This is a genomic window from Candidatus Lariskella endosymbiont of Epinotia ramella (assembly GCF_964019805.1).
In the GTDB taxonomy this organism is placed as follows: domain Bacteria; phylum Pseudomonadota; class Alphaproteobacteria; order Rickettsiales; family Midichloriaceae; genus Lariskella.
Map to the genome: position 1 here is coordinate 384,541 of NZ_OZ026472.1, position 25,693 is coordinate 410,233.

Consider the following 25,693-nt stretch of genomic DNA (forward strand, 5'->3'; position numbering starts at 1 on the left):
TATCTAGTCAAGGCAATATAAAAGCTGCTTTCATTAAAAAGCTACTCACTCTTTTTGTACTTTGGCTTATAATTTTCATCATGCTTTGCAAGCAATTCAGTTGCATAAAATATATTATCCGAATAATCTATGTTACCAAAGACGACTGCTCCACTTCCCTCTCTAAAAAGACTCGGCACGACTCCATTGTATATAACAGTAATTTCCGCTAAGTTATCAGTTAAAACAAATTTGATGGCTCCATCATTGAGATAAGAAACACAATCTTTTTTTACAAGTCCACCAACTCTGAAGCTTTTATCTGAGCCACTTTTTTCCGCATATACTTCAGATGGTGATAGAAAAAACACTATGTTATCATCAAATACTTTCAATATTATGAATACTGCTATACACACCATCGACAAAGCACTAATGACTATTAATTTTCTGTAGGTTGATCTCCTCATATTAGGAACATTATAGAATTTATGTTGTAATATATCACATAACCACATAGTCTGTCCGTCAAAATCCATAAGGTTTTTGGCAATTTTTCACTGTTTCTGCAGGACTTTTGGTGTATCATCATTTGCTTGCAGATGAGACACCTATCCTTTTAGAATTATGACGTAATGACTACATCAGTATAACTTTATATTTTCAGTAAATTTGCTGCATCCAAATTAACTTAAAACATTTCAAGACACAAAAAATTATGCGATTTTTATTATGATGAAAATTTCAAATCAAAGCTCTATGCCAAAACATAAAGTTCTAAGCATCAGTAACTTATATGACAGATTTAAAAGACACACTCAACTAGGATTTTATTAACTTGCATACAAATGATTTTATCGTTATTAGTGTTTAGACTTTTTCTATATACACAATTAGTATGACCGAAGAGTTAAATGAGTTACTAAAAATGCAGGATTTTTTGATTTCACAAGATAGGCAAGATATCAAATCGAATATGATAACTGGCGCTGAACCATTTGTATTATTTCAGCTATATAAGAAGCACAAACGTATATTGTACATAGTAGAAAAAGATGAAATAGCATCATCTATCGAAGAAAGCCTTGCATGCTTTATAGATTGCTCAAAAATAATCAGGATACCAGACTCAGGCTTTTATCCCTATGAACCAATTTCACCAAATCTTATCGACGCACATCTAAAAATACGTGCTCTTTGGGATATATTGCAGCAAAGATCAAACTCAGAATTCATAGTCATTGCTACGATCAATAATTTACTACAAAAACTCCCGCCAAGAGAGTCACTTATAGATAACGTACTTGAGCTTTCTACCAAAGACTCATCAAAATCCGTCAAGTTTACAACAGAGTATCTTGCAGAAGCTGGATACATTAGATCAGATACTGCAATGTATTCTGGTCAATTTGCATCGAGAGGCAGCATAATTGACATAGTATCTGATGAAACTGGCCATGGATATAGGATAGATTTCTTCGGAAACTCCATATCAGGTATAAAATTATTTGACCCAGCTTCGCAGCTGAGTAATAAAAAAGTAGACAAAATAACTATATTACCTATGAGTGAGATTGTTTTTAATAACAAGAACATCTCTACATTTCAAAAGGAGTATGAGAAATACTTCGGCATGGGCAGCAACCCATCACATAACTCAACTATTTCTAAAGTAAGGGAATACGGGATAGAGAATTGGCTACCTCTGTTTTATACAGAAGCAGAAAGTCTGCTTGAATACATGCCAAAACAATATCTCTGTATTTTTGATAACAACATACTTTCTAAAATAGAGCCTCTTTATAATAAGATAGTTGAAAATTACAATTTTAGAATAGCAACTCCACCACAGGAACTAACATACAGACCAATTGTTCCGTCTAAGCTTTTTTTGATGGAAACAGAGCTGAAAGAGAAGTTAGAAAATTTGGAGAATAAGACGGTATTATTTACCAAGAATCCAAGCGCGCGCAGTGAAAACACAGATATCACTGCTGTACAAGTGCATCTTGCATATACAAACTCGGAAAATAAGACACGCATTGAGAAATATGCAGAGTACATCAATAGCTTTATACAAGAGAATCCCTATTCATGCGTTTTAATAGCAAGTGCCAATATAACCAGCATAGAAAGAATAAAGGGAGAATTTCTGCATTATGGCACTGAAGTTTTAGAGATTTGCAACATTGATGAAATTTCATTGCTTGGAAAAAAAGTTGGCATCATAAAAATGCATGTGGATGAAAACTTCACATATCAATTAGACAAGAATCTGATATTGGTCATAGCAGATCATGCAATATTTCCATCCAATCAACATTATAGGAAGAATAAACAACAAAAAGATGCAAAACGTATTATACAAGAACTAAGTCAGCTACAAGTAGGAGAACCTGTTGTACATTCAGAATACGGCCTTGGTATATTTAAAGGGTTAAAAGAGCTTGAAATTAATCATGTTATACACGATTTTCTTGAGATATCATACTTCAATGACGATAAGCTTTACCTTCCGGTAGAAAATTTTGAACTGCTCAGTAAATACGGACAAACCGAATCAAATATACAACTCGATAAGCTCGGCGCTGCTAGTTGGCAAATGCGCAAAGCAAGACTCAGAGAGCGAATCAAACTTGCAGCGGAAGTATTAATAAAAACAGCTGCGCTTAGAAATGAATCTACAGCAACACCTATCAATATAGATAGCCAAATATATGAAAAGTTCTGCTTAGGGTTTCCTCACACCGAAACCAATGATCAAAAGCGTGCTATTGAGGATACACTAAACGATATAGCATCCGATACTCCAATGGATAGACTAATCTGCGGAGACGTTGGATTTGGGAAAACTGAGGTTGCACTAAGAGCTGCAGCTGCTGCAGTCTTGGGGATAAACAATGTACAAGTTGCAGTAGTCGTTCCAACAACGCTTTTATCAAGACAACACATGTCAACTTTCAAAAAAAGATTTGAAGGATGGCATGTATCAATAGCACAACTCTCAAAATTTACAAAAAACAGTGAAGCAAAGAAGATTAAAGAATCTATTAAGAAAGGTGAAGTTGATATAGTAATAGGCACTCATGCACTGCTTGCAAAAGATCTAGCATTCAAAAATTTAGGGCTTGTAATAATAGATGAAGAACAGCATTTTGGGGTAGAACAAAAGGAAAAACTTAAGCAACTCAAAAAGAATGCACATATTTTAACGCTTTCTGCGACACCTATACCAAGAACCCTACAAATGTCTATTGTTGGAATTAAGGAACTTAGTATTATAGCAACTCCACCAGTAGAAAGACAAGCAGTGAAGACATTTGTCATTCCATACGATGAAATAACGATTAAAACTGCTCTTCTTAACGAAAAAGCAAGAAATGGTAGAGTATTTTACATCACCCCTAGAATTGCTTATCTAGACAAAATAGCGCTGCAGTTATCAAAACTTGTGCCTGATATGAAGATTGCGATTGCAAATGGCAAGATGAATGCAAAGGCACTGGATGATATAATGAATGATTTTTATGACGGTAAATATGATATATTGCTAAGTACTTCTATCATAGAATCTGGACTTGATATCCCTTCTGCAAATACACTAATTATAGATCGCGCAGATATGTTTGGACTTGCGCAGCTCTATCAAATAAGAGGAAGAGTCGGTAGAAGTAACATACCCGCGTTTGCATATCTTACTATACAAAAAGGCGGCAAAATTACTGATATGGCAGAGAAAAGATTATCAATAATGCAATCACTAAGTGAGCTTGGATCTGGCATGAATCTCGCAAGTTATGATATGGATATTAGAGGATCTGGAAACTTACTTGGCCAGGAACAATCTGGACATATTAAAGAGGTAGGAATCGAATTATATCAAACGATGCTAGCAGAAGCTATAGAAGCACTAAAGTCAGACCCAGAAAGTACTAGTATCAAAGAGGAATGGAGTCCTGTAATTAACCTTGATATCGCAATACAAATTCCAATGTCATATATAGCTGATGATTCTCTCAGGCTTTCTTTATACCGCAGGATATCAAATTTAGCAAATCATCAAGAGATAGAATCGTTGATATCTGAAATGACTGATAGATTTGGCAAAGTCCCGCAAGAAACATTAAATCTCTTTAAAGTCGTAGAGCTGAAGCAATATCTCAAAGATGCAAATATTGCACAGCTTGACCTTGGAAAGAATGGGATGCTTTTAAAGTTTCATGATAAGGATTTAATTGATCATGAGAGGATTATGAGTTTTATTACACTACGCAATGATTGTAAATTAAGACCTGATAATTCTCTTTTTGTGGAGTTTGTACGAAAAGAAAATCATATAGAAAATATTGAGATGATAAAAGAACTCATAGCTTCGTTAACTATGCAATTTGTTAAGACAAAATGAAAAGACAAAATTCCCTCCTTCTCAAACTATTCTTTAAAGAAACAGGTTTCAAATTTTTTCACCGTTTTATTTCCAATAGATTTCTTCTGAAACTTATTCCAATGAGACAAGTGCAAGGAGCTCAAGTTGTACACGAAGTACATGAGCATCTGAACGCAGGATCAACAAAGCAATTGGCTACTGGCATAAAGTTTCCGAAGCGGTTTAATGTAAAAAATATTGGGTTATACCGCTATATATCATCTATATTTCTAGGTTTCTTCTTTTCTTTAGCATTTCCGCCTTTCGATCTTTTTATATTTGTACCGATCTGCTTATCGTCACTTCTATTTATCACATGCAAAACATCCAGCATAAAAGAAAGATTCATGATTGGATTTTGCTTTGGATTTGGACATTTTACTACAAGTCTATACTGGATATCAAACTCACTTCTTGTTGAGCCTGACAAATTTCTCTGGCTTATACCATTTGCACTATTTGGAATTCCAGCTGGATTATCCTGCATTATTAGTATTTTACCTATAATATGGCATCCATTTATTAAGATTTTTCTAATTGACACAAAGCAGCAGGAAAATCTTACATACAGCAAAAAAGTTATATTCTCACTAACGTGCGTTTTATTTTTTGGAAGCTCTTGGACGCTGATTGAACTATTTCGAAGCTATGCTTTTGATTTCCCATGGAATTTAATAGGATATACAAGTAATGCTTCTAATAAAATTATGCAGCTTGCTTCAGTCGTTGGTATATATGGCCTTAGCTTCATTATATCTTGCTTTGGTTTCGCATTTTATACAAGAAACATAGCAACCATAGCAATTTTTTCATCAATAATGATCTTTGCTTATATATATGGAGAATTCAGGCTGCAAGAAAGAGGGAGGGAGATGAACCTGGATCCAATCTATGGAAAACAAGTATGCTTGACAGAAGACGAGAAGGAAAAAATAACAGAATATAATAACGAACCAGAAATCATAGAACGTTCTTTAAATCAATCAGATATGAAAAAAGGAATCTATGTAAGGATGGTGCAGCCCAATATTCATGAACTGTATAATGGAGACAAACAACGCGGACTTGCGGCTTTAAGAACTCTCGTAGAATTATCTAAAAGGAAAAGCGAATATGATTTAGACTTAATAGTTTGGCCAGAATCAGCCTTTCCATTTGGCTTCACTGGAGTAAATCATGAGATATTCCAAGCCTTATCTGATGTCGTACCAAAAAATGGATTTCTAATTACAGGCACAGATAGATTCACAAAAGATCAAAATAACAAACTACAAGTATTTAACTCTATGGTTGTAATTGATAATGAAGGAGTTATAATGGGTTTCTACGATAAAAGCATACTTGTGCCATTTGGAGAATATATTCCATTCCAAAATCTCTTCATATTTTTAGATAAAATAACATATGGCTCTATTTCATTTAGCAGCAATTCATCGCCAAAACCTCTGGAATTATCTGGCTTTGGCTATATCTTGCCGCTAATTTGCTATGAAGGAATTTTTAGCACTTTATTTTTCAGGCAAAATCCAGAAAATGTAATATTTTTGTTAAATATTACCAATGATTTTTGGTTTGGAGAGACCTTAGGGCCGATTCAACACTTTTCAATGACAAAAATACGTGCTATAGAGCGAGGCTCAACACTTTTACGTGTTGCAAATAATGGTATATCTGGAGTCATAGATTCATATGGTATACCTATACTACAAAGTGATTTAAACACAAAATGTTCCATTGATTTGTACTTACCTATAGTTGAACAAAAAACTTTTTATGATAAAAACAGTTTGCTAATAATAATCACAATATCTTTTATCTTTATTATGTGTACTTGCCTACTGGTACTGAAGATTAGAGTGTATAAGAAGCTTATTAAATATAAGTCATTTTATAATATGCAATAATATATATTATTGCTGATTGTTTTTACTAAAAAGAAAGCGGTATAGGCGAAATATAACTAAAGAATGCAAAAAGTAGTAAGAAACCTGGAGATACCTTTGAAAAATTAAGAGTTAATATTTGATTATGTATATACGAAGTGAGACTTCAAAAAGAGCTAGGAAGAATGCAGGTGCATGTGTATACAAAAACACAATACATCAAGAGCATTTTGTAAAGCACAAATTTTGCAAAGTATTACAAGTACATACAGATACTAATAAAATTCGAGAGCGTATTTGCAGCTTTTCATACTACGGTTAAATTTCTTACATGGAAGCTGGCTGCGTATAATTGCTCAATGCTTTAAATAGCTCTCCATCTTAGCTTATATCGCCTATATAGAAAATGCACATATATAAATGAATATTATGTTAATATCTTATTACAATATTATGAATAATTGTTCGTGCATTTTTCTTTTTTGTTAAGTATCATGTGAGTCAAACCAAGGGAAGGTTTTTTTGGGGAATTTAATTTTATGAGTAAAAAGAAGGCTACATCAGCACATCCAGTCGATATATATGTTGGCATGAGACTACGTAAAAAAAGACAAGATTTAGGCGTTAGCCAGGAAACTTTGGCTAATGCTGTTGATCTTACTTTTCAACAAATTCAAAAATATGAAAAGGGTCTAAATAGAATCAGCTGTAGCAAGCTACATGACGTTGCGAAGTTTTTGAAAACTGATATCAAGTATTTCTTTAGTGGTCTAGAAGAATATGATAACAGTAGATTGCTAAACGTTCCAAGCGGAGCTGCTTTGCATGAGAATGGATCTCAGTATAAATCTCATAATTCAGACTTTGCAGAATTACAAGATGCATTCGATTCTATAAAGCAGAAAGAGTTGAAGAAAAGTATAATAAATATAGTGCAAAACTTAGCACTAAATTAGTTTTCTTTTATTAAAAAAGTAAGAGACTTTTTTATAAGTAAAATTCACTTTTTGCGGGTCTTTCTCATTGATTGTGTAAATTTTTTAGAGCCATTAAAATCTCCCATCAAATTTGATTATAAAATGAGCCATAGCTTCATTCCAGTTAGAGATAGGCATGGTCCATTTTTTGGTAATATAATCAATCGTTAGGTATAAAACCTTGAATACCGAATCATCATTTGGGAAAACACGCTTATTTCTTGTAACTTTTCTCAACTGACTATTCAGCGATTCTATAGCATTTGTAGTGTAAATTATCTTACGGATACTCTCTGGATATTGCAGAAATATTACAAGATTCTCCCAATTATTATACCAGGATTTTGCTATATGTGGATATCGTTTACTCCATTTCTTATCAAAAGATTCTAGGGCAAGATGCGCTTCATCTTCAGTAGCAGAGCTATAAATAAGCTTTAAATCTGATGCCAATAATTTTCTGTCTTTATATGATACATACTTCAGGCTATTTCTAATTTGATGTACTATACAAAGCTGATGCTCAGTTTTGGGATAACTTGCGCATATAGCTTCAGACATACCAGTCAGGTTATCACTACAGGCAATTAATATATCTTTTAATCCTCGATTCTTCAATTCAGTAAAATTACTAAGCCAGAATTTAGATCCTTCATTCTCACTTATCCATAATCCTAAAATATCTTTCCGGCCCTGTAAATCTATACCCAGCGCAACATATACTGATTTATTAATTATCTGTTTATCTTGCCTTACCTTAACTATTAAACAATCAAAATATACTATAGGATATAATGGTTCAAGAGGTCTACTCTGCCAAATTCTAACCTCATCAATTACATCATCTGTAACCCTACTAATTAAACTCTCACTAACTTCTGCTCCATATAATTCTTGTAATTGGATCTTGATATCAGACAAACTCATCCCCTTGGCATACAGAGATATTATCTTTTGATCTAAACCATCTATTCTTGTTTGATTCTTGGAGACAATTACAGGTGCAAATTTACCTTCTCTATCTCGCGGAATATTTAACTCGATACTGCCATTCTCAGTAATCAAATTCTTATTATAATGACCATTCCTGCAATTCTCAGTTTCAGACCTATCATATTTGTTATAACCTAAGTGTTCAGACATTTCTGCCTGCAAGGCTCTCTCCAAAATACTCTTCGTTAATTCCTTAATCAATCCATCCTGCTTCAGTACTGTCTTTAAATCCGCTCCTCCTTCTATCAGTAAATCTATCGCTTCATTTATTAGACCTCTTGCATAACCATATAAATTGATTAAAATCCTTGATTTTATCAAGGATAACATGAAGTTTGAAAACATCAAAGATGAATACGCAGAAGAGTTTCGCAGGCTTACTGGCATTAAACGAGGAACGTTTGAAGTTATACTAAGTATATTAAAAGAAGCTGAAGCTATTTTAAAGTCTCAAGGTGGAAAACCCAATAAATTGGCTTTAGAAGATCGATTACTCATGACGCTTGAGTACTTGCGTGAATACAGGACATATTTTCATATTTCCCGCAGTTATGGAATAAGTGAAAGTGCCTGTTATCGTAATATACGTTGGATTGAAGATACTCTAATTAAAGATAAACGATTTTCACTACCTGGACGTAAAGCATTACTAAAAAGCGATTCTGAATACGAACTTGTGTTAATTGATGCTACTGAAACACCGATAGAACGACCTAAAAAAAACAGAAGCACTTTTATTCGGGAAAAAAGAGGCGACATACTCTAAAAACTCAGCTTATTGTGGATAAAAGGAAAAAAGAAATCATTTGCACTAATTTTTCTAATGGCAAGCGTCATGATTTCAGGTTATTTAAAGAATCCGGAGTTCACATCCACCCTGAGATTAAAGTTCTTACAGATACTGGTTATCAAGGCATTGATAAGTTGCATTATAATTCAGAGTTACCAAAGAAAAAGACAAAAAAGCGACCACTAAGCAGGAAAGATAAAAAGAAAAATCGTCAATTGTCTAGTGAACGTGTTTTAAATGAAAACGTCATAGGCATGATCAAACGATTTAAAATTATCGCTGATCGTTATAGGAACAGAAGAAAACGATTCGGTTTAAGGTTTAATTTACTTGCTGGTATCTATAACTTTGAGCTTTAAATAGGTTATGCAAGAGGTCTATTTTCTTATTCTTTTCTGTCTTCATTCTAATTACCTATATTCTTTATTAATTCCAAATATAGGCTCTACTATAATTTACACAATCTTTGATAAAGACTCCTTTTTGCTGTAGAGCGTGTTATTCTTTGCTGTTGCAGGTTATGTACCGCAGGTAAAATAAAGGGTTAGTATTTAACGCGAGTTGCCAATTATTTTATAATTGGCAACTTGTCTCAATATTTCGAAAGGTGAGTCCAGAGCTGCATGCTTCAATTTTCGAAATACAAAATTCAACCATTTTTGTAAGAACAAATATATTGTAGCTGCTACTAAAGTGACAAAATAGCATATATACTCCTCTTTGTATTACAAAAAATCCACTATATACTTGTATTACTAACCAGCAACTCAAGTATATTTATTATATAGTAAAGAAGGTTAAATATGTTATAGACTAATATTGCTTTTAAGTTTGAAGCTAAAATTTAGTGCCTTAATCCACGATTTCTACGCCTTCTAGTACATAATAGATTTCGCTTGAAATATATAATATCTCCAACTTCCTTGACTATCGCACTACCTTCATCAGTGTACGCGCGAGGATTTGAATGACATGATTTTTTAGAGTGCCAGTTAATTTCTAAATCAAATATTATATATATATTTACGAAAAAATTAATAAGTAATACTTTGCCGGCAACCGCTATATACAAAATACATAAGTGATCATTTTAAAGGTGCCAATTTTGCAAAGTATGACGATATGCAATTTTTTATATGTATACTCAGCGCTTCCATACTGCAGGATTTATTGTGAAGTGAAACAAAATTATTCTCCTCACATATTTTATATAAAAAATGCTGTCTATGCTTTGTACTGTTATGTCTTACAAGTAGCAAGAAATACTGTATAGTCACATGTTCAGATTGCTTATCTAAATTTCCATAAGCTAGACTGCTTTTTCAAAAACAATTTTGAATGCTGGACTTAGTAAATGATTTTGCAATATATTAGTATAATAAGTATGTGATATACCTATGATAAATGAAGAGTTGGTATTGAATTATAAATACGAAGTTAGCCTTCAAAGAGAGCTAGGAAAAGTGCATGTATAAACAAAAATACATAAAGACTTTGATAACTCTAATTGTTGAAGTATAACGATGATACGTATACTCAAAGTGAAGTTGCTTAACTATTTTAACAAGTATAATTCTTACTGTTTCTTGAAGGAGATTTTATATATTGCGCTGCTGGCAAAGTGCTTGTGTGAAGATTTTTTAGAGTACTAGTTAATTTCTATGCCTGATGCTTTTACATACTTGTAAAGAAACTAACGAAGAATACTTGAAAATTAGGCCAAAAGAGTCCGTATAATGACTTAATAAACAGAGCCATAGCACCTCCTAGAAATCTGGATTATCATTATTTAAATTGTGTTAATTTTTGTCATATTATATTGAGCGAGGTCTAAGTATGGATGCTCATTCTCTCTCTGTTGCCTTAAAATTACTTCGTCAGATTAATGATAAAATTGCAGCTGGAGGCAAGCTTAGCAAAGAAGAATGGAATGCTTCAATACCAACGCTCTCAGCATTGTTTGATTATCTAGTGATGAATATGGAGAATCCAAACATCGATAGTAACCTACTACGCATAGTTATGCAGATCCTTGGAATTAGTATGCGAGCTGTAAAAAAGAAAAGAGAAAATGAAAAGGAACTCGAACAGGAAGAAGAACTATCTGAGGAAAGGAAAAAACAAGTGATACGGCTAATTATATACGAAATCTACAAAATTACGAATCCTCACCAGTTAGCTGGAGAAACTGCTCTAGAAAATTTCATAAATAACGTGCAAACTAGAGGCCTTGAAGTTGCGCTACAATATGAAGGAGCGAAAAATGCTGGAATGTTTACAAAAGATGAGCTTGAGAATCTAGAATCACATAGGCAAAGCTTTGTTGAGATGCTAAAAGAAACTGGATTCAGAGGAAAAGGTAGAGGGTTATAATACTATTTTTCACGAGTCTTTATCAAAGATTGTGTAAATTATAGTAGAGCCTATATTTGGAATTAATAAAGAATATAGGTAATTAGAATGAAGACAGAAAAGAATAAGAAAATAAATGAAGCGATAGATTTACTGATAGAAGGAGGAGCGGATTTAAAGACAGTACTGAAGCAGGATGGATTGATTAAGGAATTAACGAAGAGTATTTTGGAGAGAGCCTTGCAGGCAGAAATGTCTGAACACTTAGGTTATAACAAATATGATAGGTCTGAAACTGAGAATTGCAGGAATGGTCATTATAATAAGAATTTGATTACTGAGAATGGCAGTATCGAGTTAAATATTCCGCGAGATAGAGAAGGTAAATTTGCACCTGTAATTGTCTCCAAGAATCAAACAAGAATAGATGGTTTAGATCAAAAGATAATATCTCTGTATGCCAAGGGGATGAGTTTGTCTGATATCAAGATCCAATTACAAGAATTATATGGAGCAGAAGTTAGTGAGAGTTTAATTAGTAGGGTTACAGATGATGTAATTGATGAGGTTAGAATTTGGCAGAGTAGACCTCTTGAACCATTATATCCTATAGTATATTTTGATTGTTTAATAGTTAAGGTAAGGCAAGATAAACAGATAATTAATAAATCAGTATATGTTGCGCTGGGTATAGATTTACAGGGCCGGAAAGATATTTTAGGATTATGGATAAGTGAGAATGAAGGATCTAAATTCTGGCTTAGTAATTTTACTGAATTGAAGAATCGAGGATTAAAAGATATATTAATTGCCTGTAGTGATAACCTGACTGGTATGTCTGAAGCTATATGCGCAAGTTATCCCAAAACTGAGCATCAGCTTTGTATAGTACATCAAATTAGAAATAGCCTGAAGTATGTATCATATAAAGACAGAAAATTATTGGCATCAGATTTAAAGCTTATTTATAGCTCTGCTACTGAAGATGAAGCGCATCTTGCCCTAGAATCTTTTGATAAGAAATGGAGTAAACGATATCCACATATAGCAAAATCCTGGTATAATAGACCTCTTGCATAACCTATTTAAAGCTCAAAGTTATAGATACCAGCAAGTAAATTAAACCTTAAACCGAATCGTTTTCTTCTGTTCCTATAACGATCAGCGATAATTTTAAATCGTTTGATCATGCCTATGACGTTTTCATTTAAAACACGTTCACTAGACAATTGACGATTTTTCTTTTTATCTTTCCTGCTTAGTGGTCGCTTTTTTGTCTTTTTCTTTGGTAACTCTGAATTATAATGCAACTTATCAATGCCTTGATAACCAGTATCTGTAAGAACTTTAATCTCAGGGTGGATGTGAACTCCGGATTCTTTAAATAACCTGAAATCATGACGCTTGCCATTAGAAAAATTAGTGCAAATGATTTCTTTTTTCCTTTTATCCACAATAAGCTGAGTTTTTAGAGTATGTCGCCTCTTTTTTCCCGAATAAAAGTGCTTCTGTTTTTTTTAGGTCGTTCTATCGGTGTTTCAGTAGCATCAATTAACACAAGTTCGTATTCAGAATCGCTTTTTAGTAATGCTTTACGTCCAGGTAGTGAAAATCGTTTATCTTTAATTAGAGTATCTTCAATCCAACGTATATTACGATAACAGGCACTTTCACTTATTCCATAACTGCGGGAAATATGAAAATATGTCCTGTATTCACGCAAGTACTCAAGCGTCATGAGTAATCGATCTTCTAAAGCCAATTTATTGGGTTTTCCACCTTGAGACTTTAAAATAGCTTCAGCTTCTTTTAATATACTTAGTATAACTTCAAACGTTCCTCGTTTAATGCCAGTAAGCCTGCGAAACTCTTCTGCGTATTCATCTTTGATGTTTTCAAACTTCATGTTATCCTTGATAAAATCAAGGATTTTAATCAATTTATATGGTTATGCAAGAGGTCTAATAATTGGGAGAATCTTGTAATATTTCTGCAATATCCAGAGAGTATCCGTAAGATAATTTACACTACAAATGCTATAGAATCGCTGAATAGTCAGTTGAGAAAAGTTACAAGAAATAAGCGTGTTTTCCCAAATGATGATTCGGTATTCAAGGTTTTATACCTAACGATTGATTATATTACCAAAAAATGGACCATGCCTATCTCTAACTGGAATGAAGCTATGGCTCATTTTATAATCAAATTTGATGGGAGATTTTAATGGCTCTAAAAAATTTACACAATCAATGAGAAAGACCCCATGTTTCTCTATATAAGCTTTAATCATTTGATCAGTTACATTACCAGTAGTTCTCACAAAATATCCTACAGCCCACAGATGTTTTCCCCAATACCTCTTCTTTAATTCTGGAAATTCTTGCTGTATCTTTCTCGAACTCTTACCTTTGAGATATTGCACTAACTTGCTTATACTTTGATATGGTGGAACTGACACGTATATATGAACGTGATTCGACGCAACCTTACCTCTTATTATTTCAACTCCATTATCTTTGCATACTTCTTGAACAAGATCTTTTACTCTTCTACCGATATCACCCACCAATACTCTATACCTATACTTCGTGACCCAAACAATGTGATAGGTACAGTCGTATATTAGACCTCTTGCATAACCATATAAATTGATTAAAATCCTTGATTTTATCAAGGATAACATGAAGTTTGAAAACATCAAAGATGAATACGCAGAAGAGTTTCGCAGGCTTACTGGCATTAAACGAGGAACGTTTGAAGTTATACTAAGTATATTAAAAGAAGCTGAAGCTATTTTAAAGTCTCAAGGTGGAAAACCCAATAAATTGGCTTTAGAAGATCGATTACTCATGACGCTTGAGTACTTGCGTGAATACAGGACATATTTTCATATTTCCCGCAGTTATGGAATAAGTGAAAGTGCCTGTTATCGTAATATACGTTGGATTGAAGATACTCTAATTAAAGATAAACGATTTTCACTACCTGGACGTAAAGCATTACTAAAAAGCGATTCTGAATACGAACTTGTGTTAATTGATGCTACTGAAACACCGATAGAACGACCTAAAAAAAACAGAAGCACTTTTATTCGGGAAAAAAGAGGCGACATACTCTAAAAACTCAGCTTATTGTGGATAAAAGGAAAAAAGAAATCATTTGCACTAATTTTTCTAATGGCAAGCGTCATGATTTCAGGTTATTTAAAGAATCCGGAGTTCACATCCACCCTGAGATTAAAGTTCTTACAGATACTGGTTATCAAGGCATTGATAAGTTGCATTATAATTCAGAGTTACCAAAGAAAAAGACAAAAAAGCGACCACTAAGCAGGAAAGATAAAAAGAAAAATCGTCAATTGTCTAGTGAACGTGTTTTAAATGAAAACGTCATAGGCATGATCAAACGATTTAAAATTATCGCTGATCGTTATAGGAACAGAAGAAAACGATTCGGTTTAAGGTTTAATTTACTTGCTGGTATCTATAACTTTGAGCTTTAAATAGGTTATGCAAGAGGTCTATTGTATGATTTGTTTTTTTATAATACTCCATTCCTACATTCTATATGTTGAAACGATGCACTGCAAGTGCAGGGTTTTTCTCCCAAAGTGGGACAATAAAACTACTCGGTAAGACAAATACTCACCGAGGCATTAAAATCAAAAACTAAAGTTCAGTATTAGTATCTAGCGCTTGCTGCTTTAAATCATATAGTGCATTTAACATGTTATCATCATACTCTGTCCAACTCAAATCAACCTTCCAATACGGTTTATTGTCTTCATTCTTTAATAAAGTACAAGCATCAGAATCAAAGTGTCGCTTGAATGCGGTAACAACAATTTGGCTGTCTCCATCAAAAACATCATTTTTAGGTATATCATACCCATAATTATTCAGCTTCGTCTGAACTGGTAGAAACCCTTTAGACCCCGGCTCAAAAAGAACACGCTCAGACTTTTGCACTTCCGGAAATAGCCCAACACCATTCTCTTTTAACTCTTTCCACGGAAAGTAAGGATTTGGATCTTCCTTCCTAGCTGGCGCCATATCAGCATGAGCTATAACATTATACTGTGGAATATTATGGCGTGCCATTATATCCTTAGAAAGCTCTATTAAAGACTTCATCAGCTTAGCTGAGAAAGGTTCAAAGCCATTGTTATCAAGCTCTATACCTATTGAATAACTATTAACATCATTATTTTCATTCCAGCTACCACGACCAGCATGCCATGCTCTTTTATCTTCATCAACTAGTTTTGCAATTTCCCCATCTTTTCCTATCACGTAATGTGCACTAACTCCAGCTTCTTTATTACAAAGCCAGTCCACAGCAGAATTAAAAGAATTCATTGCTGTATGATGTAAAACAAGTATGTTAACATCTGCATCTTGCGGTTTGCGATCACCAAAATTGGGTGAAGGTTTATATTGTATATCCATTATTTACCTCATGTTATAAGTTAATATACCACCGGGAGTTTTAGTGTATCACTATTGCGATAGACGCACAATAAATTTTGTTGATAAATTTGATAATATTATGCATACAGGGAAATAAAACAAAAATAATGACGCGGAAGCCCATATATATTGATAATTTTGGCATATTAGCAGCAAAAAAACTATATTTGGGATATGAAATGGTAGTGTAGCAATGACAAGGATCAAGAATTTTTTATAATCTGGTAGTAAAGACGCGGTACAAAGCAAAATCAAACTGGAATTTGCTGAAAAGACGAATACAGCGCAGAAAAGCTCAAAATTCATTATCTCATTACATAGCATGTAAACTCCAATTGGAACAGCAAGCATAACTGGAACAATTATAGTTATCATATATGCAAGCCATTTAGCGATAATCACTATTTCAAGCCCAACTCCTGTTAATATATACTGAGAAATAAAATCATTTTTATATTCATCATTTAATAGATTTTGGTTAATGAGTATAAGACTAAATAAAAGCATTATAGCAGAAAAACCTAGAGCAGAAGAAATGCTGATAACACTTTGTTCATTTGCAATACGTAGTATAGTAATTGATATAACAAAAAATAACAAAGTATGAGTAACTTGTTGTCTGTTACTAAACATAAGTTTGACATCGCGTTTTAAAATCGCAACAAACAGATCTCTTACTCTCACTTCCTTCATGCAATATATACCTTTGATAAATGAAGAGTTGGCATTTCGGACTTTTGATACGAAGTATATACAAAAATTAGCTTTTAGGTGCGGCCCGGCTTTGTTGCAAAAGCAGCTATGCTATTATATTTTATAAAGGCGCGTAGTATAAATCGTCTAGTCTGAAGTTACTTTAGAAGAGCGAAGTATAAAGTCTTTTCTTAAAAGATTTAGAGTATTGACCTTAATAATCATCTCAATTTGTCTTGTGATATCATATTTAGCAGCAAAATATCTACCAAAAGTTCGCTTAAAGCTGACAAAATATGCTTTTATTCTTGAACGTCTATGATAGCCAGTACTTCGCTTCCAAAGCTTTAATCCTTCTTTTTTATCTTTATGCTTTTTCATATACTTAATCGATTCATTCAAATCTTTAAATGTTGCTAAACCAAGGTTATAGTAAGCAAACTTTAATCCAGATGGCGTTTTACCGTTTTTATATTATTACGATATCCTTTGCCATAATATTTAATTGGATGATCTATTGCTTTTCGAATAAAAAATAAATGTTACCTCTATTTACTAAATTTGTGTTATATTCCGGCCAGATGCGTAATAAGCCCAGGGTGGTCCCGTCTTTAGGCTAATTTTGGATGGGCAGACTAGATAAACTAAGCTAAAGAAGGTTTGTAGTATAGCACGTTATTTTGTCATATTACTTTTGCTATACCTGAGAGATAGGATATATGTTTACGTTTTGTTTAAATAATATTGGTTTGCAAGTGTTGTGCTTGCAAAGATGAGTATAAAGCGTTATAAGTTGTCTTTGTTTTTCCATAAATAAAAAGTGTGAAAATTCGAAGGGTGAAATGATTGTAGATCTTCTGTGTATTTTTCAGGTTATTATCACGTTGTTGTTGATTTTTGTGGTGCTACTGCAAAAAACGGGAAATGATACTATTTCTGGGCTTTCTTCAGCTGGTCCAAGCGTTTTTTCTAGTAGGTCATCTAGTGGTTTGCTGAAAAAGGTGACGATAATTCTAGCAATTGCATTTATGATGAATAGCCTACTACTTGCTAGAGGAATCATGCGAGATTCTAATGCTGCTAGTGCCATTATCTCGGATATAGAAAAAGAAGCTGAGAAAGATAGTACTCTGCATGTTGAGCCGACTGTCCCTAGTATTGAATAGGCTCTTGTTTCTTTCGAATCTATTGCCTTAGCTGATTGACTTGCAATAATTTTCAAATTTTATTTTGTGAAAAATGTGAAAAAATGATTGCAATCTTTGTGCATTTTCTGATAATATCTCAGGTGTGAATTTTTCATGCCCGCGTGATGGAATGGTAGACATAACGGACTTAAAATCCGTGGAGAGCAATCTCTTGCCGGTTCAAGTCCGGCCGCGGGTACCATATGCACTCCAAGCTTCTTTGTATAAGCTTTTATGCTTGCTTTTTAGTAGAGCGTAGCTGCTTTTGGGTGTTAGGGGGTTTTGGTGAAATGATTTTGTTAAATGGTGAGTTGCTGACTTGAAAGAGATATTGCAAGATTTTGATATTGAGGTTGCTGCCGCTATTTCTAAAGAGCTAAATAGGCAGCGCTATGAAATTGAATTGATTGCCTCGGAAAATATTGTTAGTCCTGCGGTTTTAGCTGCGCAAGGGTCTGTTTTGACAAATAAATATGCTGAAGGATATCCTGGCAAAAGGTATTATGCAGGCTGTGAATATGTTGATGTTGTCGAAAATCTGGCTATAGAAAGAGCAAAAGCGCTTTTTGGTGTTGAATTTGCTAATGTGCAGCCGCACTCTGGGTCTCAAGCTAATCAAGCGGCTTTTATGGCTCTTTTAAAGCCATATGACGTGGTTTTGAGTCTTTCTTTGAATTGTGGCGGGCACCTTACACATGGCTCTTCAGTGAATCAGTCTGGGAAGTGGTTTAATGTAGTTCATTATGGTGTTTCAAAAGAGACTGGCCTTTTGGACTATGATCAAATTGATGCACTTGCTCATGCTCATAAACCGAAGTTGATTATAGCCGGTTATTCTGCTTATCCTCGTGAGATAGATTTTGCGAAATTTAGAGAAATTGCAGATGGTGTTGGTGCATATCTAATGGTTGATATGGCCCATATTGCTGGGCTTATTGCATGTGGCGTTCATCCAACTCCAGTTGGGCATGCGCATGTGATTACTTCAACAACTCATAAAACGCTTCGTGGGCCGAGAGGTGGATTGATTTTGATGAGCGACCCTGACATTGCAAGTCGTATAAATTCTGCGGTCTTTCCTGGTTTGCAGGGAGGGCCATTAATGCATGTGATAGCTGCTAAAGCTGTAGCTTTTAAAGAAGCTTTAAGTGAGCGGTATAGAGTATATATAAAGCGTGTTGTTGAGAATGCTAGTGTTCTGTCTTCTGTTCTAATAGAACGAGGGTATTCTTTAGTTAGTGGTGGTACTGATAATCATTTAATGTTGCTAGATCTGAGAGGATATGGTATCACTGGTGTTGCTCTTGAAAGGGCGCTTTGTGAGCTTGGTTTAATATGCAATAAAAATAGTGTGCCATTTGATGAAGAAAAGCCGTGGGTTACTTCTGGTGTGAGGCTGGGGACTCCTGCTGTGACTACTCGTGGGATGGGGGCTAGTGAGCTTAGAATTATAGGCGCTATGATCGCCGATGTAATGGATAGATTGAGATTTGGAAAGTTAGATCAAGGCTTTAAGGATGCTTTGGCTGAGAAGGTCATAGAGATATGTACTGCTTTTCCAATCTATGGAGAGTTAGTTTAAGTAGTGTTCTCTATTGTGTACTGCTTTGATTGTTTCTTAAAGTGGTATATGGTTAGTTCATGCTAAAAAAGCCTTGACCAGTTTGAGGGTTTTCAAGTATTATCACTCAACTGATGTCCATGGATTGTGGATGTTTATTTTGTTTTATATTGATTAGCGCTTGTGAATATGTGTGATTGCGGTATGAGAAGTAAGAAGTGGGGGCTTTATGCCAACAATTAATCAGTTGATAGCGAGGCCTAGGAAACGTAAGCCGGTTAGTTGCAACGTTCCTGCTCTTGAGAGATGTCCTCAAAAGAGGGGGGTTTGTGTGCGTGTGTACACTACTACTCCAAAGAAGCCAAATTCAGCGATGCGTAAGGTTGCTAGGGTTAAGTTGACAAATGGATATGAGGTGACATGCTATATAGGTGGCGAAGGGCATAATCTTCAGGATCACTCTGTTGTGCTTGCAGAAGGTGGTAGAGTGAAAGATCTTCCGGGTGTTAGATACCATGTGGTACGTGGTGCTTTGGATACACACGGTGTAAACGGGCGTAAGCAGGGGCGTTCTAAGTATGGCTCTAAAAAGCCTAAGTAATTGAATATTTTGGAATTTTTTATTTATGTCACGTCGTAGAGCAGCTAAGAGGGAGCGTTTGTTGCCAGATGCCAAGTATGGTCATCTTGTGGTGGCAAAGCTAATCAATGTTATAATGCTTGCTGGTAAGAAAAGCGTAGCTGAGCGGATTGCGTATAACGCTATGGAAGGTGCTTCTGAAAAATTAGGTATTAGTCCTGCTGATGTTTTAGAGAAGGCTGTTGCTAATGTTACTCCATTGATAGAGGTTCGTTCCAGAAGAGTTGGTGGTGCTACTTATCAAGTTCCTACTGAAGTGCGTCCAGAGAGAAGGCTGGCTCTTGCTTTGAGGTGGATTGTGCGTGCTGCACACTCTAGAAAGGCTGAGAGAACTATGATTAGAAAGTTGGCTGCTGAATTAGTTGATGCTTGTAATGAGCGCGGTGCGGCTGTGAAGAAAAGAGAGGACGTCCATAAGACGGCTGAAGGGAATAGAGCGTTTACGCATTATAGGTGGTAATTGGGTGTTTATGTCTGGCAGAGCTACTAGAATTGAAGATTATCGTAATATAGGTATAATGGCCCATATTGATGCCGGTAAGACTACTACTACTGAGCGTGTTTTATTTTATACCGGTAGATCTCACAAAATTGGTGAGGTGCACGATGGTGCAGCGACAATGGACTGGATGGAGCAGGAGCAGGAGCGCGGCATTACAATTACTTCTGCTGCTACTACATGTTTTTGGTCTGATGAAGATGAGCCAAAGAAGAGTTACAAGATTAACATTATAGATACTCCTGGTCACGTTGATTTTACTATTGAGGTTGAGAGATCTCTTAGGGTATTGGATGGTGCGGTCGCAGTGTTTGATGGTGTTGCTGGTGTTGAGCCGCAATCTGAAACGGTTTGGAGACAAGCTGATAAATATAGTGTCCCTAGGCTTTGTTTTGTCAATAAAATGGATAGAACAGGTGCTGATTTCTACAGATGTGTAGATATGATAGTGGATAGGCTTGGTGCTAGTGCTGTTGTTATGCAGCTTCCTATAGGTTCGGAAGACGCATTTGTAGGTGTGATCGATCTTTGTAAGATGAAGGCTGTTGTTTGGAAGGGTGATGATTTAGGTGCAAAGTATAGCTATGAAGAAATCCCTGAAGATTTAAAAGAGAAGGCTGAGGAATATAGAGCGAAGTTAATAGAGGCTGCTGTTGAGTTTGACGATAAATTGATGGAGTCATATCTGAGCGGAGAAGAAGTTTCAATTAAAGATTTAAGGCGCTGTATTAGAGCTGGGGTTGTTGCTAGTAAGCTAGTGCCGGTTTTTTGTGGTTCTGCTTTTAAAAATAAAGGAGTGCAGCCTCTCTTGGATGCGGTGGTTTATTATTTGCCTAGCCCAGTTGATGTCGCATCAATTAAGGGAATAGATAATAAGACTGAGCAAGAAGTGTTGGTGAAGGCGGATGATGGTGAAAAGATGTCTGCGCTTGCTTTTAAGATTATGAATGATCCTTTCGTTGGGTCTTTGACATTTATTAGAATTTACAGTGGTGTGCTCAAGTCTGGAACTGCTGTTGTTAATACTACTCGTAGTGGTACGCGTGAGCGTGTTGGCAGAATGTTACTTATGCATGCTAACAATAGAGAGGATGTGAAAGAAGCTCATGCTGGAGATATAGTAGCGCTTGCAGGTCTTAAGAATACTACAACTGGAGACACTCTGTGCGAAGATGGATATGATATTATTTTGGAAAAAATGGAATTTCCAGAGCCTGTGATAGAGATTGCGATTGAGCCAAAGACTACTGCAGATCAAGAAAAAATGGGGATAGCGATCTCTAGGCTAGCTGCGGAAGATCCTTCTTTGAGAGTGAAGATTGATCCTGAAACAAATCAGACTGTTCTTGCTGGGATGGGAGAATTGCATCTGGAGATTATAGTTGATAGGATGAAGCGTGAATTCAAAGTTGAATCAAATGTTGGAGCGCCTCAGGTTGCTTATCGTGAAACTATCACATCTAGTTATGAAGTTGATTATACTCATAAGAAGCAGACTGGTGGTGCAGGGCAATATGCCAGGGTAAAAATATTATTTGAACCTGTTGAGCAGGGGACGGGATATCAATTTGAAAATAAGGTTGTTGGCGGGAATATCCCTAGGGAATATATCCCCGCTGTTAATAAAGGGATAGATGCTATTAGCAAGACTGGTGTTTTAGCTGGATATCCTATGATTGATTTTAAAGCCACGTTATTGGATGGTGCTTATCATGATGTTGATTCCAGTGCTCTTGCATTTGAGATAGCTGCTAAAGCTGCCTTCAAAGAGGGTGTAATGCGTGCAGGTCCTAAGCTGCTAGAACCTATAATGAAGGTTGAAGTAGTAACCCCGGAAGAGTTTATGGGGGATGTTATAGGGCATCTGAATAGTATTCGTGGTCAAATTTCTGGTATGGAGCCACGTGGTAATGCACAAGTTGTAAATGCCAAAGTGCCTCTGGCTAAGATGTTTGGATATGTGAATACTTTGCGTTCTATGACTCAAGGTAGAGCTCAGTATAGCATGCAATTCCTACATTATGAGCAAGTACCTCAGTTCGTTGCAGATGAAATTATTGCAAAGAATAAATAAAGAGATATGTTTTATTATTAATTTGGAGATTTTATGGCAGAGAAATTTTTGCGCGATAAGCCGCATGTCAATGTGGGAACTATAGGACACGTTGATCATGGTAAAACGAGTTTGACTGCAGCTTTGACAGCTATCTATGGTAAGAGTGCTGTTGCATATGATGAGATAGATAAAGCTCCTGAAGAGAGAGCAAGGGGGATCACAATTAATACAGCGCATGTTGAGTATGAAACTAATAATAGGCACTATGGGCATGTGGACTGTCCAGGACACGCTGATTATGTAAAAAATATGATAACTGGTGCTGCGCAGATGGATGGAGCAATCTTAGTTGTTAGTGCAGCAGATGGTCCAATGCCTCAAACAAGAGAGCACATTCTGCTTGCTAAGCAAGTTGGAGTTCCTGCTATAGTTGTGTTTCTCAATAAAGTAGATATGGTGGATGATCCAGAGCTTGTAGATCTTGTGGAGATGGAAGTTAGAGAATTGCTTAGTAAGTATGGTTTTGATGGTGATAAGATTCCTGTAATTAAGGGCTCTGCTTTATGTGCACTTCAAGGAAGTAATCCACAGCTTGGAGCGGAAGCATTGAAGCAGTTGATGGATGCAGTTGATAGCCATATTCCTACTCCTGAGCGTGCAGTGGATAAACCATTCTTGATGTCTGTTGAAGATGTATTCTCTATTTCAGGTAGAGGTACTGTCGCAACTGGTAGGATCGAGCAGGGGAAAGTAAAACTGGGTGAAGAGCTTGAGATAGTTGGTTTAAAGCCTGTTAAGAAGACTGTTTGTACTGGTATCGAGATGTTTAGAAAGCAGCTTGATGAAGGTATGGCAGGTGATAATGCTGGTATTTTATTGCGTGGTGTTGATAAAGAGGAAATCGAAAGAGGGCAAGTATTAGCTAAGCCTGGTAGTATTACTCCTCATACTCATTTTAAAGCTGAGATATATGTTTTATCTAAAGATGAGGGTGGGCGTCATACTCCGTTTATTGGAAATTATAGGCCGCAGTTCTATTTTAGAACTACAGATGTAACTGGTACCATTACTTTAAAAGATGGTGTTGAAATGGTGATGCCTGGCGATAATACAGAGATTACCGTTGAATTGATTGCCCCAATTGCTATGGATAAAGGATTAAAGTTCGCTATTAGAGAAGGTGGTAAGACTGTTGGGGCAGGAGTTGTTCTAGAGATTATAAAATAAGTGGTGAGAGAGATGGCTATAAAACAAGAGATCAAGCTAAAGCTTAAGGCCTTTGATCATCGTTTGCTAGATCATGCAGTAGCTGATATAGTGTATAATTTGAGACTGATAGGTGCTAAGATAAGTGGTCCTGTGCCTTTGCCAAATGATATTTTCAAGATCACTGTGAATAGATCTACTCATGTTGATAAGAAGTCGCGTGAGCAATTTGAGATGAGGGAGCATTCTCGTCTCTTGCTTATAGAGTCATCTCCTCAAACTATAGATGTATTAATGAAGTTGGATTTGCCTTCAGGGGTAGATGCGGAGGTTAATTATTAATGGTAATGAGTGATTTATGATGAGGTGTGGTCTTGTTGCTAAGAAAATAGGTATGACACAGATTTTCAACGAAGATGGCAAGTTGTTGCCTGTTACTCTGCTGCATGTGCCACGCAACGTTATACTCGGTGTGAAGAGTATTGAAAAGCATGGGTATAATGCTGTAATAGTGGGGTATGGCGAGGCAAAGGAGTCTAAGACGTCAAAGCCTTTACTTGGTGTCACTAAGAAGATTTCGGTTTCTCCTGTACAGGGTATAAAGGAGTTTGTGGTTTCATCGGACTATTCTACTGCTTTAGGCAAAGCAATTTCTGTTGGGCATTTTGTCATGGGACAGTATATAGATGTTGCTGGAAAGAGTGTTGGTAAGGGTTTTGCTGGTGCTATGAAAAGGCATGGATTTAGTGGGCTTGAGGCTAGTCATGGTGTTTCAATAAGTCATAGGGCACATGGTTCTACTGGACAGAGGCAAGATCCTGGAAAAGTTTTTAAGAATAAAAAAATGGCTGGATATATGGGATGCAGATCTGTTACGGTACAAAACTTGAAGATTGCTGATGTTGATTTGTCTTTGCGTATTATAGCTGTTTTAGGTTGTGTTCCAGGAAAGAAAGGCAGGTTGCTTGTATTGCGTGATTCTGTCAAAAGGTCTGTGCCTTGTGGTACAGAGATGCCTGCTGCATTTGAGTGATAGATAATATTTTTGTGGAGCGCAGAGTATTAAAATGAAGTTGGACGTGATAGATTTGTCTACCTCTATAGTTGAAGAAAATATTGAGGTTAGTGATGATATCTTCGGGCAAGAAATAAGGTTGGACATTTTACATAAAATGGTCACTTGGCAGCTTGCTAAGAGTAGGTGTGGAGATCATAGTACGAAAGGCGTAACTCAGATTTCTGGTTCTACTAGGAAGATATATAATCAGAAAGGTGGTGGTAGAGCTAGACACGGAAGTAATAGGGCTCCACAGTTTCGTGGTGGTGCGGTAATTTTTGGGCCGCATACTAGGTCGCATGAGTTTAAGCTCAATAAAAAATTTAGAAAGTTGGCGTTGAAAGTTGCACTTTCATTGAAGTATGGTGAAGGTGGAGTGTTAGTTTCTAAGGATTTGAAAGTGCCAGCAAAAACTTCTGAGTTTCAATCACTGTTGAGAAATTTAAATTTTAAATCAGTATTAATAGTTGATGTTAGTGTTGATAAGAAGTCATGGGTTGCAGTTCATAATTTAAAAAATTGTAGAGTACTGCCTGTAGTAGGTTTAAATGTGTTGGATGTGCTAAAAGCAGAAAAGGTATTATTTACCGTTGATGCAGTGAAGGGGGTAGAGGATAGAGTATTATGACGCGTAAATGTTTATATGATGTTTTATTAGCTCCGATCAATACGGAGAAGGCTGTGAATTGTACTGCTTTTTCTAAGTATGTGTTTAAGGTTCATCCGAGAGCTTCTAAAGATGTGGTAAAGTTGGCTGTCGAAAAGGTTTTTGATGTTAAGGTTAGGCATGTAAATATCTTGAATGTAAAACCTTACACAAGAACTTTTAAGGGTATACGTGGTGTGGTCGGCGCTTTTAAAAAAGCTGTAGTAAGTGTCGAGAAAGGTGCTGCAATTGATTTTTTAAAAATGTAAATTAGCGTAA

General features: G+C 35.6%; 24 protein-coding genes, 1 tRNA gene and 2 pseudogenes. 20 read left to right on the forward strand and 7 right to left on the reverse strand.

Annotation, left to right across the window (positions count from 1 at the left end; all coding sequences use genetic code 11):
* Positions 1 to 41: 41 nt before the first annotated feature.
* Complete coding sequence (gene ccmE / locus AACL20_RS01600; protein WP_339052386.1) at positions 42 to 518, reverse strand: cytochrome c maturation protein CcmE; 477 nt, start codon at positions 516 to 518, stop codon at positions 42 to 44.
* A 359-nt stretch (positions 519 to 877) separates the two neighbouring features.
* Between ccmE and mfd the strand changes: the two genes are divergently transcribed.
* From mfd to AACL20_RS01620, 4 genes and pseudogenes are all read left to right on the forward strand, one after another.
* Positions 878 to 4,384, forward strand: coding sequence for a transcription-repair coupling factor (gene mfd, locus AACL20_RS01605; RefSeq protein ID WP_339052387.1), 3,507 nt, complete (start codon positions 878 to 880; stop codon positions 4,382 to 4,384).
* A 101-nt stretch (positions 4,385 to 4,485) separates the two neighbouring features.
* Positions 4,486 to 5,115 (forward strand): annotated as a pseudogene (locus tag AACL20_RS06875) (hypothetical protein); the annotation flags it as partial.
* Between the two features lie 198 nt (positions 5,116 to 5,313).
* On the forward strand, positions 5,314 to 6,309 hold the full coding sequence (lnt, locus tag AACL20_RS01615) for an apolipoprotein N-acyltransferase (protein WP_339052389.1): 996 nt from the start codon (positions 5,314 to 5,316) through the stop codon (positions 6,307 to 6,309).
* Between the two features lie 518 nt (positions 6,310 to 6,827).
* Entirely contained in the window at positions 6,828 to 7,244 is a 417-nt protein-coding gene (locus tag AACL20_RS01620) for a helix-turn-helix transcriptional regulator (protein ID WP_339052390.1), read from the forward strand.
* 93 nt (positions 7,245 to 7,337) lie between these two features.
* Here the strand turns inward: AACL20_RS01620 and AACL20_RS01625 are convergent, their stop codons facing one another.
* Entirely contained in the window at positions 7,338 to 8,588 is a 1,251-nt protein-coding gene (locus AACL20_RS01625) for an IS256 family transposase (RefSeq protein WP_339052391.1), read from the reverse strand.
* Here AACL20_RS01625 and AACL20_RS01630 point away from each other — a divergent pair.
* The 3 genes from AACL20_RS01630 (at position 8,587) to AACL20_RS01640 (ending at position 12,480) form a co-directional block, all read left to right on the forward strand.
* Positions 8,587 to 9,407, forward strand: a protein-coding gene (locus AACL20_RS01630; protein WP_339051669.1) for an IS5 family transposase whose coding sequence is annotated in 2 segments (ribosomal slippage) — positions 8,587 to 8,974 and positions 8,974 to 9,407 — 822 coding nt in all. Because the reading frame shifts where the segments join, the coding sequence is not laid out codon by codon here. The genes AACL20_RS01625 and AACL20_RS01630 overlap by 2 nt on opposite strands.
* 1,477 nt (positions 9,408 to 10,884) lie before the next feature.
* Positions 10,885 to 11,421 carry a DUF5394 family protein gene (locus AACL20_RS01635; protein ID WP_339052392.1) on the forward strand — a complete coding sequence of 179 codons (537 nt, stop codon included), beginning with the start codon at positions 10,885 to 10,887 and terminating at the stop codon, positions 11,419 to 11,421.
* Between the two features lie 87 nt (positions 11,422 to 11,508).
* Positions 11,509 to 12,480: an IS256 family transposase gene (locus tag AACL20_RS01640; protein WP_339052393.1), complete on the forward strand. Its 972-nt coding sequence runs from the start codon at positions 11,509 to 11,511 to the stop codon at positions 12,478 to 12,480.
* A 5-nt stretch (positions 12,481 to 12,485) separates the two neighbouring features.
* Here AACL20_RS01640 and AACL20_RS01645 read toward each other — a convergent pair.
* A protein-coding gene (locus AACL20_RS01645) for an IS5 family transposase (RefSeq protein ID WP_339051669.1) occupies positions 12,486 to 13,306 on the reverse strand; the annotation gives its coding sequence in 2 pieces (ribosomal slippage) (positions 12,486 to 12,919 and positions 12,919 to 13,306; 822 coding nt in all).
* 114 nt (positions 13,307 to 13,420) lie between these two features.
* Here AACL20_RS01645 and AACL20_RS01650 point away from each other — a divergent pair.
* The gene (locus AACL20_RS01650; protein ID WP_410519930.1) at positions 13,421 to 13,624 is read left to right on the forward strand and encodes a transposase; all 204 of its coding nucleotides are present in this window, start codon (positions 13,421 to 13,423) and stop codon (positions 13,622 to 13,624) included.
* Positions 13,625 to 13,663: 39 nt separating this feature from the next.
* Here AACL20_RS01650 and tnpA read toward each other — a convergent pair.
* Positions 13,664 to 14,083: pseudogene (tnpA, locus tag AACL20_RS01655) on the reverse strand (IS200/IS605 family transposase); the annotation flags it as partial.
* On the opposite strand from tnpA, the gene AACL20_RS01660 reads away from it, so the two are divergent.
* A protein-coding gene (locus tag AACL20_RS01660; protein ID WP_339051669.1) for an IS5 family transposase occupies positions 14,082 to 14,902 on the forward strand; the annotation gives its coding sequence in 2 pieces (ribosomal slippage) (positions 14,082 to 14,469 and positions 14,469 to 14,902; 822 coding nt in all). The pseudogene tnpA and the gene AACL20_RS01660 sit on opposite strands and share 2 nt — an antisense overlap.
* A gap of 166 nt (positions 14,903 to 15,068) precedes the next feature.
* Here AACL20_RS01660 and AACL20_RS01665 read toward each other — a convergent pair.
* The 3 genes from AACL20_RS01665 to AACL20_RS01675 form a co-directional block, all read right to left on the reverse strand.
* On the reverse strand, positions 15,069 to 15,848 hold the full coding sequence (locus AACL20_RS01665; protein WP_339052394.1) for an N-acetylmuramoyl-L-alanine amidase: 780 nt from the start codon (positions 15,846 to 15,848) through the stop codon (positions 15,069 to 15,071).
* A 51-nt stretch (positions 15,849 to 15,899) separates the two neighbouring features.
* Positions 15,900 to 16,562, reverse strand: a complete 663-nt coding sequence (locus AACL20_RS01670) for a heme exporter protein CcmB (protein ID WP_339052395.1) — start codon at positions 16,560 to 16,562, stop codon at positions 15,900 to 15,902.
* A 147-nt stretch (positions 16,563 to 16,709) separates the two neighbouring features.
* On the reverse strand, positions 16,710 to 16,943 hold the full coding sequence (locus AACL20_RS01675) for a hypothetical protein (protein ID WP_339042009.1): 234 nt from the start codon (positions 16,941 to 16,943) through the stop codon (positions 16,710 to 16,712).
* 461 nt (positions 16,944 to 17,404) lie between these two features.
* On the opposite strand from AACL20_RS01675, the gene secG reads away from it, so the two are divergent.
* The 11 genes from secG to rplW all read left to right on the forward strand — a co-directional run bounded on the left by secG (position 17,405) and on the right by rplW (position 25,683).
* Positions 17,405 to 17,728: a preprotein translocase subunit SecG gene (secG, locus tag AACL20_RS01680; protein WP_339052396.1), complete on the forward strand. Its 324-nt coding sequence runs from the start codon at positions 17,405 to 17,407 to the stop codon at positions 17,726 to 17,728.
* Between the two features lie 137 nt (positions 17,729 to 17,865).
* A tRNA-Leu gene (locus AACL20_RS01685) sits at positions 17,866 to 17,951 on the forward strand.
* Between the two features lie 117 nt (positions 17,952 to 18,068).
* Complete coding sequence (gene glyA / locus AACL20_RS01690) at positions 18,069 to 19,331, forward strand: serine hydroxymethyltransferase (RefSeq protein WP_339052397.1); 1,263 nt, start codon at positions 18,069 to 18,071, stop codon at positions 19,329 to 19,331.
* A gap of 208 nt (positions 19,332 to 19,539) precedes the next feature.
* Positions 19,540 to 19,911: a 30S ribosomal protein S12 gene (rpsL, locus tag AACL20_RS01695; RefSeq protein WP_339052398.1), complete on the forward strand. Its 372-nt coding sequence runs from the start codon at positions 19,540 to 19,542 to the stop codon at positions 19,909 to 19,911.
* A gap of 25 nt (positions 19,912 to 19,936) precedes the next feature.
* The gene (rpsG, locus tag AACL20_RS01700) at positions 19,937 to 20,410 is read left to right on the forward strand and encodes a 30S ribosomal protein S7 (RefSeq protein WP_339042019.1); all 474 of its coding nucleotides are present in this window, start codon (positions 19,937 to 19,939) and stop codon (positions 20,408 to 20,410) included.
* A gap of 10 nt (positions 20,411 to 20,420) precedes the next feature.
* On the forward strand, positions 20,421 to 22,523 hold the full coding sequence (gene fusA / locus AACL20_RS01705) for an elongation factor G (RefSeq protein ID WP_339052399.1): 2,103 nt from the start codon (positions 20,421 to 20,423) through the stop codon (positions 22,521 to 22,523).
* A 33-nt stretch (positions 22,524 to 22,556) separates the two neighbouring features.
* Complete coding sequence (gene tuf / locus AACL20_RS01710; RefSeq protein WP_339052400.1) at positions 22,557 to 23,732, forward strand: elongation factor Tu; 1,176 nt, start codon at positions 22,557 to 22,559, stop codon at positions 23,730 to 23,732.
* A 12-nt stretch (positions 23,733 to 23,744) separates the two neighbouring features.
* Positions 23,745 to 24,053 carry a 30S ribosomal protein S10 gene (rpsJ, locus tag AACL20_RS01715; protein ID WP_339052654.1) on the forward strand — a complete coding sequence of 103 codons (309 nt, stop codon included), beginning with the start codon at positions 23,745 to 23,747 and terminating at the stop codon, positions 24,051 to 24,053.
* A 19-nt stretch (positions 24,054 to 24,072) separates the two neighbouring features.
* A complete protein-coding gene (rplC, locus tag AACL20_RS01720; protein WP_339052655.1) occupies positions 24,073 to 24,744 on the forward strand; it encodes a 50S ribosomal protein L3 in 672 nt (223 codons plus the stop codon).
* 34 nt (positions 24,745 to 24,778) lie between these two features.
* Positions 24,779 to 25,396: a 50S ribosomal protein L4 gene (rplD, locus tag AACL20_RS01725; RefSeq protein ID WP_339042025.1), complete on the forward strand. Its 618-nt coding sequence runs from the start codon at positions 24,779 to 24,781 to the stop codon at positions 25,394 to 25,396.
* Entirely contained in the window at positions 25,393 to 25,683 is a 291-nt protein-coding gene (gene rplW / locus AACL20_RS01730) for a 50S ribosomal protein L23 (protein WP_339042027.1), read from the forward strand. Before rplD ends, rplW begins: the two co-directional genes overlap by 4 nt.
* Positions 25,684 to 25,693: the final 10 nt, after the last annotated feature.

What these genes read in the sequence shown, in the direction of transcription:
- rplW (WP_339042027.1), top strand. Translation starts at nt 25,393, where the DNA reads ATGACGCGTAAATGTTTATATGATGTTTTATTAGCTCCGATCAATACG.
- rpsJ (WP_339052654.1), top strand. Translation starts at nt 23,745, where the DNA reads ATGGCTATAAAACAAGAGATCAAGCTAAAGCTTAAGGCCTTTGATCAT.
- fusA (WP_339052399.1), top strand. Translation starts at nt 20,421, where the DNA reads ATGTCTGGCAGAGCTACTAGAATTGAAGATTATCGTAATATAGGTATA.
- secG (WP_339052396.1), top strand. Translation starts at nt 17,405, where the DNA reads ATGATTGTAGATCTTCTGTGTATTTTTCAGGTTATTATCACGTTGTTG.
- AACL20_RS01640 (WP_339052393.1), top strand. Translation starts at nt 11,509, where the DNA reads ATGAAGACAGAAAAGAATAAGAAAATAAATGAAGCGATAGATTTACTG.
- rpsG (WP_339042019.1), top strand. Translation starts at nt 19,937, where the DNA reads ATGTCACGTCGTAGAGCAGCTAAGAGGGAGCGTTTGTTGCCAGATGCC.
- AACL20_RS01620 (WP_339052390.1), top strand. Translation starts at nt 6,828, where the DNA reads ATGAGTAAAAAGAAGGCTACATCAGCACATCCAGTCGATATATATGTT.
- AACL20_RS01635 (WP_339052392.1), top strand. Translation starts at nt 10,885, where the DNA reads ATGGATGCTCATTCTCTCTCTGTTGCCTTAAAATTACTTCGTCAGATT.
- AACL20_RS01670 (WP_339052395.1), bottom strand. Translation starts at nt 16,562, where the DNA reads ATGAAGGAAGTGAGAGTAAGAGATCTGTTTGTTGCGATTTTAAAACGC.
- mfd (WP_339052387.1), top strand. Translation starts at nt 878, where the DNA reads ATGACCGAAGAGTTAAATGAGTTACTAAAAATGCAGGATTTTTTGATT.
- AACL20_RS01675 (WP_339042009.1), bottom strand. Translation starts at nt 16,943, where the DNA reads ATGAAAAAGCATAAAGATAAAAAAGAAGGATTAAAGCTTTGGAAGCGA.
- rpsL (WP_339052398.1), top strand. Translation starts at nt 19,540, where the DNA reads ATGCCAACAATTAATCAGTTGATAGCGAGGCCTAGGAAACGTAAGCCG.
- AACL20_RS01625 (WP_339052391.1), bottom strand. Translation starts at nt 8,588, where the DNA reads ATGTTATCCTTGATAAAATCAAGGATTTTAATCAATTTATATGGTTAT.
- rplD (WP_339042025.1), top strand. Translation starts at nt 24,779, where the DNA reads ATGAAGTTGGACGTGATAGATTTGTCTACCTCTATAGTTGAAGAAAAT.
- AACL20_RS01665 (WP_339052394.1), bottom strand. Translation starts at nt 15,848, where the DNA reads ATGGATATACAATATAAACCTTCACCCAATTTTGGTGATCGCAAACCG.
- rplC (WP_339052655.1), top strand. Translation starts at nt 24,073, where the DNA reads ATGAGGTGTGGTCTTGTTGCTAAGAAAATAGGTATGACACAGATTTTC.
- tuf (WP_339052400.1), top strand. Translation starts at nt 22,557, where the DNA reads ATGGCAGAGAAATTTTTGCGCGATAAGCCGCATGTCAATGTGGGAACT.
- ccmE (WP_339052386.1), bottom strand. Translation starts at nt 518, where the DNA reads ATGGATTTTGACGGACAGACTATGTGGTTATGTGATATATTACAACAT.